General features: G+C 66.2%; 15 protein-coding genes. 7 read left to right on the top strand and 8 right to left on the bottom strand.

Going from position 1 to position 13,051, the window contains the following annotated elements:
• Nucleotides 1-37: 37 nt before the first annotated feature.
• The gene (locus Q8Z05_RS08710) at nucleotides 38-643 is read right to left on the bottom strand and encodes a malonic semialdehyde reductase (RefSeq protein ID WP_305943072.1); all 606 of its coding nucleotides are present in this window, start codon (nucleotides 641-643) and stop codon (nucleotides 38-40) included.
• Nucleotides 644-884: 241 nt separating this feature from the next.
• Between Q8Z05_RS08710 and Q8Z05_RS08705 the strand changes: the two genes are divergently transcribed.
• The gene (locus Q8Z05_RS08705) at nucleotides 885-2,237 is read left to right on the top strand and encodes a uracil-xanthine permease family protein (protein WP_305943071.1); all 1,353 of its coding nucleotides are present in this window, start codon (nucleotides 885-887) and stop codon (nucleotides 2,235-2,237) included.
• A gap of 69 nt (nucleotides 2,238-2,306) precedes the next feature.
• On the opposite strand, the gene Q8Z05_RS08700 is transcribed toward Q8Z05_RS08705, so the two are convergent.
• Together Q8Z05_RS08700 and Q8Z05_RS08695 are read right to left on the bottom strand one after the other, a co-directional pair.
• Nucleotides 2,307-2,825, bottom strand: a complete 519-nt coding sequence (locus Q8Z05_RS08700; protein WP_305943070.1) for a hypothetical protein — start codon at nucleotides 2,823-2,825, stop codon at nucleotides 2,307-2,309.
• 43 nt (nucleotides 2,826-2,868) lie between these two features.
• The gene (locus Q8Z05_RS08695) at nucleotides 2,869-3,765 is read right to left on the bottom strand and encodes an SDR family oxidoreductase (RefSeq protein WP_305943069.1); all 897 of its coding nucleotides are present in this window, start codon (nucleotides 3,763-3,765) and stop codon (nucleotides 2,869-2,871) included.
• Between the two features lie 193 nt (nucleotides 3,766-3,958).
• Here Q8Z05_RS08695 and Q8Z05_RS08690 point away from each other — a divergent pair, with 193 nt between their 5' ends.
• Together Q8Z05_RS08690 and Q8Z05_RS08685 are read left to right on the top strand one after the other, a co-directional pair.
• Nucleotides 3,959-4,450 (top strand): DUF6328 family protein, encoded by a 492-nt coding sequence (locus Q8Z05_RS08690; RefSeq protein ID WP_305943068.1) that lies wholly within the window; start codon nucleotides 3,959-3,961, stop codon nucleotides 4,448-4,450.
• Nucleotides 4,451-4,501: 51 nt separating this feature from the next.
• A complete protein-coding gene (locus tag Q8Z05_RS08685; protein WP_305943067.1) occupies nucleotides 4,502-5,164 on the top strand; it encodes a DUF6766 family protein in 663 nt (220 codons plus the stop codon).
• A gap of 61 nt (nucleotides 5,165-5,225) precedes the next feature.
• Here Q8Z05_RS08685 and Q8Z05_RS08680 read toward each other — a convergent pair whose 3' ends face one another.
• The 3 genes from Q8Z05_RS08680 to Q8Z05_RS08670 all read right to left on the bottom strand — a co-directional run bounded on the left by Q8Z05_RS08680 (nucleotide 5,226) and on the right by Q8Z05_RS08670 (nucleotide 7,531).
• On the bottom strand, nucleotides 5,226-6,350 hold the full coding sequence (locus Q8Z05_RS08680) for a glycerate kinase (RefSeq protein WP_305943066.1): 1,125 nt from the start codon (nucleotides 6,348-6,350) through the stop codon (nucleotides 5,226-5,228).
• A 115-nt stretch (nucleotides 6,351-6,465) separates the two neighbouring features.
• On the bottom strand, nucleotides 6,466-7,278 hold the full coding sequence (locus Q8Z05_RS08675; RefSeq protein WP_305943065.1) for an alpha/beta fold hydrolase: 813 nt from the start codon (nucleotides 7,276-7,278) through the stop codon (nucleotides 6,466-6,468).
• A 31-nt stretch (nucleotides 7,279-7,309) separates the two neighbouring features.
• Nucleotides 7,310-7,531: a DUF6480 family protein gene (locus Q8Z05_RS08670; RefSeq protein ID WP_305943064.1), complete on the bottom strand. Its 222-nt coding sequence runs from the start codon at nucleotides 7,529-7,531 to the stop codon at nucleotides 7,310-7,312.
• A 224-nt stretch (nucleotides 7,532-7,755) separates the two neighbouring features.
• Here Q8Z05_RS08670 and Q8Z05_RS08665 point away from each other — a divergent pair, with 224 nt between their 5' ends.
• The 3 genes from Q8Z05_RS08665 (at nucleotide 7,756) to Q8Z05_RS08655 (ending at nucleotide 10,052) form a co-directional block, all read left to right on the top strand.
• Nucleotides 7,756-8,502: a histidine phosphatase family protein gene (locus tag Q8Z05_RS08665; protein WP_305943063.1), complete on the top strand. Its 747-nt coding sequence runs from the start codon at nucleotides 7,756-7,758 to the stop codon at nucleotides 8,500-8,502.
• Nucleotides 8,486-9,418, top strand: a complete 933-nt coding sequence (locus Q8Z05_RS08660) for an ADP-dependent NAD(P)H-hydrate dehydratase (RefSeq protein WP_305943062.1) — start codon at nucleotides 8,486-8,488, stop codon at nucleotides 9,416-9,418. The genes Q8Z05_RS08665 and Q8Z05_RS08660 overlap by 17 nt, the downstream gene beginning before the upstream one ends.
• Before the next feature lie 196 nt (nucleotides 9,419-9,614).
• Entirely contained in the window at nucleotides 9,615-10,052 is a 438-nt protein-coding gene (locus Q8Z05_RS08655; protein ID WP_305943061.1) for a hypothetical protein, read from the top strand.
• A 12-nt stretch (nucleotides 10,053-10,064) separates the two neighbouring features.
• Here Q8Z05_RS08655 and Q8Z05_RS08650 read toward each other — a convergent pair whose 3' ends face one another.
• The gene (locus Q8Z05_RS08650) at nucleotides 10,065-10,898 is read right to left on the bottom strand and encodes a class I SAM-dependent methyltransferase (RefSeq protein ID WP_305943060.1); all 834 of its coding nucleotides are present in this window, start codon (nucleotides 10,896-10,898) and stop codon (nucleotides 10,065-10,067) included.
• A 38-nt stretch (nucleotides 10,899-10,936) separates the two neighbouring features.
• On the bottom strand, nucleotides 10,937-11,308 hold the full coding sequence (locus tag Q8Z05_RS08645) for a DUF7793 family protein (RefSeq protein WP_305943059.1): 372 nt from the start codon (nucleotides 11,306-11,308) through the stop codon (nucleotides 10,937-10,939).
• 94 nt (nucleotides 11,309-11,402) lie between these two features.
• Between Q8Z05_RS08645 and Q8Z05_RS08640 the strand changes: the two genes are divergently transcribed.
• The gene (locus Q8Z05_RS08640) at nucleotides 11,403-13,046 is read left to right on the top strand and encodes an ATP-binding protein (RefSeq protein ID WP_371745947.1); all 1,644 of its coding nucleotides are present in this window, start codon (nucleotides 11,403-11,405) and stop codon (nucleotides 13,044-13,046) included.
• Nucleotides 13,047-13,051: the final 5 nt, after the last annotated feature.

The raw sequence follows: 13,051 nt of genomic DNA, 5'->3' as shown, positions 1-13,051 counted from the left end.
GACGGTGCGTACGACGACTAGACCGTGCGGACGACGACTAGACCGTGCGTACGACGTCCGCGTAAGCGAACTTCGGCTTTGCTTCGCCCCAGGCGTCCGGACCGGGCTGGCCGATGTTGACCACCAGGAAGCTCTTCTGGTCCCCGGCGGGGAAGAACGCCGCATCAATGGCGGAGAAGTCAGCGCCGGTCATGGGGCCTGCGGAGAAACCGAGGGAACGGACCGCCAGGATGAAGTAACCGGCCTGGAGGTGTGCGTTGTTGTTGCCCGTGCTGGCCGCGAGATCCGGCGACGCATCGTACATGGCCTTGGGGGCGTTGTAGCCGGGCAGGAAGTTCTCCCACTGATCCTGCCAGGCGGTGTCGTAGCTGAGGACCGCGACCAGCGGAGCGGACGCGGTCTTGGCGCGGTTACCCGCCGAGAGTGTCTCCACGAGCTGTGCGCGGGCTTCATCGGAGCGGACGTAGGTCACGCGCAGCGGCTGGGAGTTGAACGCCGTGGGGCCGAACTTGGTCAGTTCGTAAATGGCGCGGGCCTGCTCATCCGTGACCTCACCGGTGAAGGCGTTGGCCGTACGGGCTTCAGCGAAAATCGCGTCCACTGCGGCTGCGTCGATCACTGCTTCTTCATGGGCAATTGTCATCTGCATACCTTTCGACGGGCCCGCTCACCCGGAGGCGGCCGGCGGTTCTGGTTTCCATAGTTGCAACTTCAAGCGAATAGTTCCTCTTCCCGTGACTGCGCGTGACGTTCCACACGCTGCGGCAACGGGTGCCTGCCTGTACCCCTGCCGGCCGGGGCGCGCCGCACGGCCTGCGCGGTAATGTTGCTCCGGAAGATTCCTTCCCCCTCCCGACACATACTTCTTTGAAAGGCTCCCGGCCATGAGCATGCTTGGTACCAAATGGAAGCTTCACGGCAACGGAAAGTCGGTCCGCCCCGGCGAGGTGGTGGCCCCCGGTGAACGCCTTACCTGGCCGCTGACCATCGGAGTGGGGATGCAGCACGTGGTGGCCATGTTCGGCGCCACGTTCCTAGTGCCCATCATCACCGGCATGCCGCCGGCCACCACACTGTTTTTCTCCGGCATCGGAACGCTTCTCTTCCTGGTGATCACGCAGGGCCGGGTGCCCAGCTACCTCGGCTCAAGCTTTGCGTTCATCGCCCCCATCATGGCCTCGCAGCAGCAGTTCGGTGTTCCCGGCGCACTGGGCGGAGTGGTGCTCGCCGGCGCCGGGCTGGCCGTCATCGGCGCCGTGGTGCAGAAATTCGGGGCCGGCTGGATCAACCGGCTCATGCCGCCCATTGTCACCGGAGCCATTGTGGCCCTGATCGGCCTGAACCTGGCCCCGGCAGCTAAGAACAACTTCGATGCCGCCCCCGTCACCGCGGTGATCACCCTGGCCACCATCATCCTGGTCAGCGTGCTGTTCAAAGGCATTCTGGGCCGCCTCAGCATCCTGGTGGGCGTGGTGGTCGGCTACCTGGTGGCCATGATCCGCGGCGAAGTGGACTATTCCAAGATGGACGCAGCGGCCTGGGTGGGCCTGCCGCAGTTCCAGACGCCGGAATTCCACCTGGGCGTTGTGGGACTCTTTGTCCCCGTGGTGCTTGTGCTGGTGGCCGAGAACATCGGCCACGTGAAGTCCGTCTCCGCCATGACCGGCCAGAACCTCGACGGCGTCTCCGGCCGCGCCCTGATGGCCGACGGCGCCGCCACCGTGCTAGCCGGCTTCGGCGGCGGTTCGGGAACCACCACCTACGCCGAGAACATTGGTGTCATGGCCGCCACGAAGGTGTACTCGACGGCCGCCTACTGGGTGGCCGGCGTCTTTGCGATCATCCTCAGCTTCTCGCCCAAGTTCGGCGAACTGATCGCCACCGTCCCCGCCGGAGTGCTGGGCGGTGCGGCCACCATGCTGTACGGCATGATCGGCGTCCTGGGCGTCAAGATCTGGGTCCAGAACAAGGTCAATTTCTCCAACCCGGTTAACCTGACCACCGCCGCGGTGGCCTTGATCATCGGCATCGCCGACTACACCTGGACCATCGGCGAACTGACGTTCACCGGCATCGCCCTGGGATCCGCTGCCGCATTGGTCATCTACCACGGCATGACGGCGATCGCGAAGGCCCGCGGGAGCGTGGCTGAACCGGAGACCGAGCAGGCGGGCCTGCCCCCGGCAGCCAAGGCCGCCATCAACGCCGCCAAGCGGGCTCCGAAGAAGCGTCGATAGCCGACGGCGGGCGGGCAACTTTCATAAGCCGCCCGCCCGCCCTTCAACCCGGCCTTGGATTATCCGGACCTACCCGGCGTCGAAGGTGTCGTCGTCACGGTCTTTGGGTGCCTTGCTGTCCGGCAAATCGGTGCCGCTTCCGTCCGGAATCCCGGCCGCGTCCTGCCCCGGCTCCGACGAGAACGGCCGCCCGGCATCGGGATCCTCGGTGTTGGACTCGTCCATTTCCGCCTCCGAAGAAGGCACAGCCGCGTCCCCGCCATCTGTCCCCGTGGTGTCCGGCTGGAAGCCGGGGTCCGCACTTTCATTTTCCGCGCTCATCTGGTCCTCCGTCCCTCCGAAGCGTCCCGCTCCGGGTTCTCCTGCGCTGTCTTGGTCTTCGGCGCCGAACTGGCTGAGGTCCGGCGCCCCGGCGGGGTAGGTCTCGCCATCCGGGCTGTCCTGGCTCAAGCCCGCCGCGTCGAATGCCTCTTCCTCACGCGGCTGGGCGAACTTCTTCGTGTCCGCACCACCCATTTCCTGCTCGACCGTGGGCGTTCCGTAACCGCCTTCTTCCTCGATGGGCGCTCCCTGGTTCTCCTGCGTCATGTCATACCTCCTGCTGGTCGCACTTGTTTGGTAAATCTGGGGATCAGAGGCCCTTGCCACCTGTCACCGGAAGCACGGCGCCGGAGATGTAGGACCCGTGATCCGAGGCGAGCAGGACGTAGGCGGCCGCAAGCTCCGCGGGCTGACCTGCCCGGCCCAACGGAGTGTCCTGGCCGAATTTCGGCAGCTTCTCCGGCCATTCGGTGGCGGGAATCAGGGGCGTCCAGATGGGGCCCGGGGCAACCGCGTTAACCCGGATGCCCTTGGGCCCGAGCTCCTGGGCCAGCGCCTTGGTGAAGGCCACCTGCGCACCTTTGGTCATGGCGTAGTCGATGAGGCCCGGGGACGGGTTGAAGGCCTGGATCGATGCGGTGGTGATGATGGATGCCCCTGCTTTGAGGTGCGGCACGGCGGCCCTGGCCGTCCACAGCAGCGAGTAGAGGTTGGTTTTGAAAACGCGGTCGAATTCCTCGGTGGGAAGCGTCTCAAAGCTGTCGCGGTTCTTCTGGTAGGCCGCATTCAGGACCACCACCTCCAGGTGGCCGAACTCCGCCAGCGCGTCCTCCACAATCCTGGTGCTGAACTCTTCGCTGCGTCCGTCGCCCGGCAGCAGCAGGGCCCGCTGCCCGGCTTTCCTGACCCACGCGGCTGTGTCCTGGGCGTCGGCTTCCTCTTCGGGAAGGTAGGAGATGGCGACGTCGGCCCCCTCGCGGGCAAACGCAATGGCCACGGCTTTTCCGATGCCGGAGTCGCCCCCGGTGATGAGTGCCGCCTTGCCTGAAAGCGCGTTGCTTCCCTCGTAGCTTTCCTCGCCATGATCCGGCTTCGGCTCCATGGGCGCCGTGAGCCCCGGCTGTTCCTGCACCTGTTCCGGGAACGGCCCCTCGTGGTAGCCCGTCCTGGGGTCCTGCGGCTGGTGGTCCTGTTTGTTGTCGGTCATTCTCCACCTCGCTAATGTCTCGGTTTTGCCTGCGTCCGGTGCGTGACCGGCTCTTCGAAACTATCCCAGCGAACAGGGCAAGTCCACCGTTTTGGACAAATTAGTCAGTAAACTTAGTATTGCTAGTGAGAGGCTTCAAGCCTAGGTTGAGAGTCAGTTGTGCGCGCTGCGCGCCAGGCCTGGAGGTGAGCCCATGTCAGAACACGATGCGGTGGTTGGCGACGGCAGGAACGAGACCGTTAATGAGCAGATGGACCGCAACTGGGGAGAGCTGCTCCAGGAACTCCGGGTACTGCAGACAGGCGTCCAAATCCTCGCAGGCTTCCTGCTGACCATTCCCTTCCAGGAGCGCTTCGAGAGCCTGGACGACTACCAGGTGGGGCTCTACCTGAGCAACGTGGTCCTTGCCGCACTCATCACGGCAGTCATCCTCCTGCCGGTGAGCGTGCACCGCCGGCTCTTCCGAAAGCAGCTGAAGCAGACCCTCGTTTCCAGTGCTGACCGGATAGCCAAAGTGGCCCTGGCCGGCGTCGCACTCCTGAGCGCCGGAACGGCGTCACTGGTGTTCGACGTGACCGCCGGACGGGAGGCCGGACTCCTCGCAGGCGGAGGCCTCCTCGCAGTCATGGTCCTGCTGCTCGTCTTTGTGCCCATCTGGCTCCACAAGCGGGCGTCAAGGGGCTAGCCAAAGGGCCGGAACCCGGCCATAATCCAATCGAATCCCGCGGGAGGCGCCATGAAGAAGTGGGCTAAGGAACACGGGCTGCTGCTGGCCAACATCGGACTTTTCGTAGTGTTTTTCGGCGGCATGATCATCAGCGGAGCCAGCGACTACAGCGAAGACCAGACGGCCCACGGCCAGCCGGCAGTGACCATCGCCGGGTACCTTGGCACCGGGGCCTTCCTTGAAGCCACCTTCGAGAACTGGGAATCGGAGTTCCTGCAGATGGGCATGTACGTCATCCTGACGGTCTTCCTCTTCCAGAAGGGCTCCTCGGAATCCAAACCGATGGGCCGCACCGCGCCGCAGGACCAGGACCCGCGGGACGCAACAATCAAGGCGGCCACGCCATGGCCGGTTCGCCGCGGCGGACTTGTGCTGAAGCTCTATGAGCACTCCCTGTCCATCATGTTCCTGCTGCTGTTCCTCGCATCCTTCACCATCCATGCCATTGGCGGCAGCGAAGAGTACAGCGAGGAACAGCAAAGCCACGGACAGCCGCGTGTGACGCTGCTCGGCTACCTCGCCACCAGCCGGTTCTGGTTCGAGTCCTTCCAGAACTGGCAGAGCGAATTCCTGGCCGTTGCCGTACTGGTGGGCGCCTCCGTCTACCTGCGCGAACGGGGATCACCCGAGTCCAAGCCGGTGGCCGAACCGCACTACGAGACCGGGGCCTAACGGCCTCGGGCGCTGCTAGCGGCCAGCGGCCGCCGTCGGGCGTCTCTGTCAGGCGCGTCCGTCAGGCGCCTTCCAGCACCTGGCTGGTTGCCCAGGCGAGGTACTTCGCAGCATTGGCGACGGCGTCTTCCGGGCTGGCTGCGACGTCCAGCAGCTGTGCCGCAGCCACCACGCCATGCTTGGCGAGGTCCTCCGGCGTGACCAGGATGCGGCCGGCCACCACAATGACCGGGATCCCCCGCTCACGTGCCGCATCCGCCAGGGCAATCGGAGCCTTGCCCTCCAGCGACTGAGAATCCATGGAACCCTCGCCGGTGATCACCAGGTCGGCTTCAGCCAGCTGGCTGGCGAGGCCAGTCAGGCCCGCCACCAGCGCGAAGCCGCCTTCGAGGGTGGCGCCGCTGAAGGCCAGGAACGACGCCGGGAAGCCGCCGGCCGCGCCCGCCCCGGGAACGTTGACGTCGTGGCCCGTGGCCTGCCGGAGAACGGATGCCCAGTTGCGGAGCCCGGCGTCCAGCAGTTCCACGGCGTCCGCGTCGGCCCCCTTCTGCGGGCCGAAGACGTGCGCCGCTCCCTCGTTTCCGAACAGCGGGTTCTGGACGTCCACGGCAATCCGGAACTTCACGGCGGTCAGCCGGGGGTCCAGGCCGGAAACGTCAACGCCCACAACATCCGCCAGGGAACCGCCGCCCAGGGGAACCACGTTGCCGGCGGCGTCCAGCGGCTTCAGGCCGAGGGCGCGCAAGGCGCCGCTGCCGCCGTCGGTCATTGCCGAACCGCCCACGCCCAGCACGATTTCCGTGGCTCCGGCGTCCAACGCTGCGGCGATCAGCTGGCCGCAGCCGTAGCTGTGGGCCCGCAGGGCATTCGCCGGCGTGGGCTCCATGTGCGCCAGCCCGGATGCCTGTGCGGTTTCGATGACGGCGGTGGTACCGCCAAAGGCGTCCTGGCGGAGGGCCCAGGCCGCGCCGATAGGCGCCAGGATGGGTCCGACGACGGCATTCAGCCGCTCTTCGTAGCCGGCGGCGACGGCGGCTTCGAGGGTGCCTTCCCCGCCGTCGGCCACCGGAAACTGCGTGGCCACGGCATCCGGATAGACACGCAGCGCTCCCTCGGCAATGGCGCTGGCTGCCTGGGCAGCGGTCAGTGACCCTTTGAACTTGTCCGGAGCGATGAGAATGCGCATGGGTCTATCCTGCCAGCATCCGCCGGAAAGCGCTTGCCTGCAGTGTAAAGACCTGCAATGTAAAGAACGGTGCAGGAACGAACGATTCCGCAGGGCGGCGCGGTTCTGCGGCTGGTTACCGGCGGCGCAGCGCCTGTTCCGGAGCCCCCGAACCGGGAAGGCCGGCAAAGCTGCTAATGGCCTCGGCCACCTGCGCCGTGCCGGTGTACTGGACCACGTGCCCGCAGCCCGGGACCTCAGCCAATGTGCCCGCCGGTGCCCGCCTGGCCAGGATCCGGCACCATTCGCCTGTGGCGATGGGGTCAGTGGCGCCGCGCAGGATCATGACGGGCGTGCCGAGTTCCCGGATCCGATCCTCGGTGCGGTAGTTCATCATGACGCGCAGCTGCTTGAAGTACCAGCCAGGGCCGCAGCGCAGGTAGTCGCTGAAGACCAGGGCGTTCGAGCCCGGCGTTTCAAACAGGAGCGCGTCCTTGGTGAGCGCAAGCATCTGGCGGAGGACCGTGCGGTGCCGGACGTCCACCACGGGTCCCATCAGCACCGCGTGCGGTACCTGGTCCGGCCGCTGCAGGGCCGCCTCCAGGACGAATTGCGCCCCCATGGAATGGCCCACCAGGACGCGCGGTCCCACTCCGGCGCTGTCCAGCACGTCGTGGATGAACCGTCCGTGGTCCGCGGCCGTCAGTTGGCGGTCGGGGCGCGGCGAGGAGCCGAAGCCGGGGAGGTCGATCGAAATCGTTTCAACCGTCCTTGCAAGGACCTGGTGCAGCCGGGCAAGGTAACGGTGCGAGACGCCGATGCCGTGAATGAGGACAACAGCGGGGTCCCCCGCCGCGGACTCCGGCCGGGCACCGGATACGGCGCGCGAGACGTACATCCGTCCACGAAGGCCGCCGGCCTCCACCTCTGTTGCTACGGCATCCTTCATCCGTCGAGGATAGCCCGCGGCGGCGACTCCGCTATTCCTTGTGCCCCTGGTCCCCGCTCATCGAGTCCTCCGCCGGAGGCGTTTCGCCGGGCGGAACTCCCCCGCCTGGCTCCAGGCCGGTGATGTTGCCTTCCAGCGGGTCAGGGTTCGCAGAGGCTCCGGAATCCTTGGACGCCAGCCCCTCCTTCTCCGATTCGTCCCGGCCGGGCCGGTCCGGATTCGAGGGGTCGTGCTCCGGGTGGTAGCTGCTCATGGTTTTCGTCCGTTCTTCGGGGAAGTGAATGACATGCAAGCCGATGGGTGGCCAGCCTAGCCTTCCCTGGATGCCGCGACAAGGACGCACCGGCAGTAGTAACGTGGGCCTTCCTGAGCTATCGACAGCCGATGAATGCGCGATGACGGCCTGGGGAACGGGCCCGGACCAAGGGGGTAGCAATGCCGCAATCCGATGACCGACGCTCTTCAGGAAGGGGTTCCATGACTACGGGATTGACCGAGCTTCTGCTGGTACGCCACGGCGAAAGCGAGGGCAACGTGGCCGCCACCATGGCCAGACAGTCCGGAGCCCATGTCATCGAGGTGCCGGCACGGGACGCCGACGTGGAGCTTTCGGCCACCGGACGGGACCAGTCGCTGGCCCTCGGCCGGTTGTTCGCTGATTTTCCCGATGAGCAGCGCACCGCGGCGGTGTGGTCCTCGCCTTACGTCCGAGCCCGCCAGACGGCCGAACTCGCCGTTAAAACCGGCGGCTGGCCGGCAGCGATCCTCATCGACGAACGGCTTCGCGACCGGGAACTGGGCATCCTGGACATGCTGACCTCCGCGGGCGTGGAAGCCCGGCTTCCGGAGGAAGCGGCGCGTAGGCGGTGGCTGGGCAAGTTCTACTACCGGCCGCCAGGCGGCGAGTCCTGGGCCGACGTCGTGCTTCGCCTTCGCTCCCTGCTGGCTGACCTTGAACGCCAGCCGGGCGCTGACCGGGTGGTGCTGGTGTGCCACGACGCCCTGATCCTGCTGTTCCGCTACATCCTGGAAGGGCTCACCGAGCCGGAGGTCCTGGACATTGCCGCGACGTCCACCGTCCTCAACGCCTCCCTCACCCGGTTCGTCCGGCCGGACGGGACCGGCCCCTGGATCCTGGAGAGCTTCAACATGGCCGATCACCTGGTCAGTGAAGGTGTTCCGGTGACCGAACACGCGGGAGACGCCAATGTCCACCCGGCCTAAACCGGCAGCCGAGCTTGTCACTCCCACCCTCCTGCGCGGCTGGCCGCTGCCGGGCGGCGGGTCCGGCAAGGATGACCGCGGGTCCGTGCTGGTCATCGGCGGTGCACGCAAAACTCCGGGCGCCGCACTCCTGGCCGGCACCGCCGCCTTGCGCGCCGGCGCGGGCCGGCTCACCCTGGCGGTGGCGGGTTCGACGGCGGTTCAGGTGGCGGTGGCGTTGCCGGAGGCAGGGGTGGTGGGCCTTTCTGAAACGGACGACGGCGCCGTCCTGGGGCACGGGGTATCCGCCCTCTCCGACGAACTGGAGAAAGCGGCGGCCATCCTGGTGGGCCCGGGGCTGGACGACATGGGGGAAACGGAGTCCCTCCTGAGGGAGCTGTTGCGGCTGGAGTCCGGGAGCTCCGACGTCGACAGCCCCGGTGGTGAGTCCGCCGACAGGCCCGCCGTCGTGCTTGATGCCTACGCTTTGGGCTGCCTGCCAAAGATCCTCGATGACCTCGGTCCGTGGGCCGGGCGGCTCATCCTGACACCGAACATCACCGAGTCCGGAATCCTGCTGGGACGGGACGTCAAGGACCTGCATCAGGACGTTGCCGAGATCGCCCAGCGCTACCGTGCAGTGGTGAGTTGCCAGGGAGTCATCGCCGGGGACGCCGATGGCACCGGCACCATCAAGCTCTGGGAAATCACCACCGGATACGGCGGCCTGGGTACCTCCGGCAGCGGCGACATCCTGGCCGGTGCCATCGCAGGGCTCAGAGCCCGGGGAACATCGGATGCGCAGGCCACGTGCTGGGGCACCCACCTCCACGCCTCCGCCGGCGACAGGCTGGCCAGCCGGCTAGGGAGCCTTGGGTACCTGGCCCGGGAGCTTGCCGATGAGCTGCCGGCCCTGATGATGGAACTTGATACCTGACGGACCCTTGCAGGCGCCTCGGCCGCAGGCCTTTTCCATCGCGGTCACTGACCGGCAGCTTCTACAAACGGACCCACCGGTCCGCCGTCGGGCTCTGGACTATTCATAAGCATGCTGATAAATCTGAAGTGTCAGCAGCACTGCTTATCGGTTCCTGCCGACAGGCAACGTCGATGGAAGAGTAAGGAGCAGATCGATGGGTATCGGAGACAGCATCGAAGAGGCTGCCAGGAACGCCGTTGAGGACCTGGCGGGCACGGCGCCCAGAACTGACGACGGACATGTGCCGGATCCGGGCAACCCGAACGAGGACATCCGGGTTCATTCCTCCATCAGTGAGGGTTCCAATGCCACGGACACCGTGGATCCAGGGGAAACCCCGCCGGGAACTCCGGAGCGGCCCCAGACCAGGCCTGACGACGCCCCGCCGCTGGATGATCCGCATCAGATCCCGTCACCCGGCGGAACCCCGGAACCGGGCGAAGGCCCGGATGTGGGCAATACCGGCCTGGGCGCCGCATCCGCGCATGGCGCACCCGGCCCCGGCGGACTTCCCGAGCCTGACCCGGGCGAGCTGCGGGCTGATCCGTCCGAAGCGGACGGCGACCCCGGCACCAGCATGGGCCGCGGCTAGCGACGGCAGGAACTAGTCCTGGGTTCGCGCCCGCAGCACCGCAAAATAGCCCGGGATAAGGTCGGCGCGGACGGGGTTGGACAAGGGCATGGTCTCGATCGTCGCCGGGCCGTCTTCGATCAGTGTCCACCGGCTGGCCGGGAACGCCAGGCCCCGCTCTTTGGGGCCGAAGCGTCCCGGCATCGGCAGCCCGCGGATGGCTCCTTCGAGGGGCGCGGGGATGGACCGAAGGGTCGCACCGAGGTGCGACACGTAATCGATCGCGTTTCCCCGAAAGTCCGTTTCGGCGAGGAAGACGCGGCCGTTTACCCCCGTGATGGTACGGACGTTCTCGGCCAGGGCACAGCGGTCACGTTCCCCGAGGACGTGCAGGACGCCGCGGATGAAGACGTTCGCTCCGGCTCCCGGAGCACCGCCCCCGCCCCTGCCCAGGGCATGGAGCTCTTCCGCGAGCCACGTGCCGGCACCGGCAGCAGTCATGTCACGGACGGCGTAGGAGATGTTGGCCAGCCCGTCCGATTCGGTGCGGGCACGCCGGACTGCGTGGTCCGAGACGTCCACGCCCACCGCATGCGGGAAATGCTGGGCCAGATGCCGGGTGAAGCTTCCGTTACCGCAGCCGATGTCCACCACCGGCAGGTCCGGGTTCAGGTGCAGGCGAAGCCTGCCAAGGTAGCCCTGCATCTCGTGGTCGCTGCCGGAATCCCACAGAACGTCGCCGCTGGCCCCCGTGGTTTTCACGCCGGACCAGAACCTGTCCCAGGCAAGGTGGTGGTCCTTCGGTGCGCCCGCGGACAACCGCACAAGCTTGGGGACCATCAGGTATTTTTTTAGGGCTGCGAGCATTGTCCAAATATAGGGGCACCACGTTAACGCCGAAGGAACTACGTCAAGGCAAGCCAGGTGAGGGCGTCACGCTCGGACGTGAAGAACTTCGTGGGGCACGGCACTGAGTTGATCCCCAGGAAGAAATTTGCCAGGACCCGGTCAACCGGTGACGCACCCAGCAGTGCGATCCGGGACGCCTGGCACGGCCGCCCGAACACCGCGCGGGCGCCGCGGGTCACATCAGCGGTGGTGGCCATGTTCACCAGCATGGGATGGCGGTCTTCGCCGCACAACTCGTTGACCCTGAGCATGGCACGCTCTGCATCCGGGCCCGTGATAACAGCGTCCCGTGGCCACGTCAGCCGGACAACGCCGTCGGCTCCGAGCGTCAGGTCCGCTTCAGTTTCCACCTCGCGTTTTCCGGACATATCCAGCCTTCCTTCCGCCAGGGCCAGCACGCACGGAATGCGTGCGACTGATGTCACCCTACAATGTACTCAACCGGGGACCGAAGGGGGCAGTGTGGTAATTCAGGCACAGGAGGATTCACTGGTACCACGCACAGCCATCGTGGCGGATCCGGACAGCAGCCGCCTCTCCGTTACGGCCGCGGTTCTGGCGGCCGCGGGGTTCGAGGTTTCCAGGGCCTCAAGCCATGAAAGCCTGGCGGCACTGCTCGCGGAACACCATCCCAGCATTGTCGTCGCGGATCATTCGCTGGCAGGCCCTCCGGTGGATGCGCCGCTGCTTCTTCTGGTGGATCTGGCGGACGAATCCGCGACGGCCAGCGTCCGGATGCTGGGTATGGCTGACTACATTGCCAAACCCGCCGCGCCGGCGGAACTGGTTCACCGGGCGGACGTATTGATCAGTCGCGCCGCGCAGCGCTCCGAAGCCCGGCAAAGCGCCGAACGGCTGCGCGAAAAGCTCCGGGAGGTGTCCGCCGCCGTGCGCGCCACCCACGACCCCCACCAGATTTCGGAATACCTGGTGACGGGATTCGGCGAAACTTTCGGCGCTGACCGCGTCCTCTTCACCACGTTCGACGACGACCGCGTGCCGCGGATCGCTGCCGAGTGGCACCGCCCCGGCCTTGCAGCCCTGCCGGAGGGACTCGGTATTCAAGAGTCCTCGGCGCACAAGGTTGCCGACCGGCTGTGGGCGGACGCCGAAGTGCTCGCCGTGGACGACCACCGTTTCCACGAGTGGGCCCCTGAGGACCAGGAGCTGGCGGCGTGGTCCGAGCGCATGGGCCCGTGGGCCTCCGCGTTCGTACCCGTGGGCGAGGGAAAGGCATCGCTCGGCGTTATCTGGATTGCCCAGCTGGAGGAGCCGCGGGTCTGGACGCGCACCGAGATATCGCTGATTCAACACGTCGCCGGCAACGTGGCTTACGGCCTCATCCAGAGCCACCTGATGAGCGCCCAGCAGCAGGTGGTCAAGCAGCTGCGGCAGCTTGACCAGGCGAAAACCGACTTCCTGGCCACCGTCAACCATGAGCTGCGGACGCCGCTGACGTCGATTTCCGCGTACCTGGACATGATCCAGGACGGTGTGGGCGGGCCGGTGCCCGCCGAGGTGGACCGAATGCTGGACATCATCGTCCGGAACTCCGAGCGGCTCCGCCGCTTGATCGAGGACATGCTCACGGTTTCGCGCCAGGATTACGATGGCGCCATTCTGCGCCCGGGGCCTGTTCAGCTGGGGCAAACCCTCCAGATCGTGACAGTGGCGCTCCGTCCACTCGCGGAACTGGGGGATGTGACTATCTCCCTGGAACTCTGTGACAGCCCTGCCGAATTAGTCGCCGATGAAGTTCAGTTGGAACAGGTGTTTACGAATCTTGTTTCAAATGCCATCAAATTCACGCCTCGCGGAGGCCAGATTGTTGTCAGCTGTCGCCCTGAGGCAATGACAAACGGGGAGCCCGGTGTAAATGTGTACGTGCGCGACACGGGCGTAGGAATCCCGGAGGAAGAAATCCCGCATCTATTTACCAGGTTTTTCCGTGCCTCCAATGCGACATCCGCTGCCGTGCCGGGCAGTGGCCTGGGACTCGCGATTGCCTACGACATCATCAAGGCGCACAGGGGATATTTGACGGCCAGTTCGGAACTGGGTGCGGGCACCACCATAACCGTGCATTTGCCCGTTTCTGGCCCTTAAAAAGA

This window comes from Arthrobacter oryzae, assembly GCF_030718995.1.
GTDB lineage: Bacteria > Actinomycetota > Actinomycetes > Actinomycetales > Micrococcaceae > Arthrobacter > Arthrobacter oryzae_C.
This window is presented reverse-complemented; position numbering and strand designations above follow the sequence as displayed.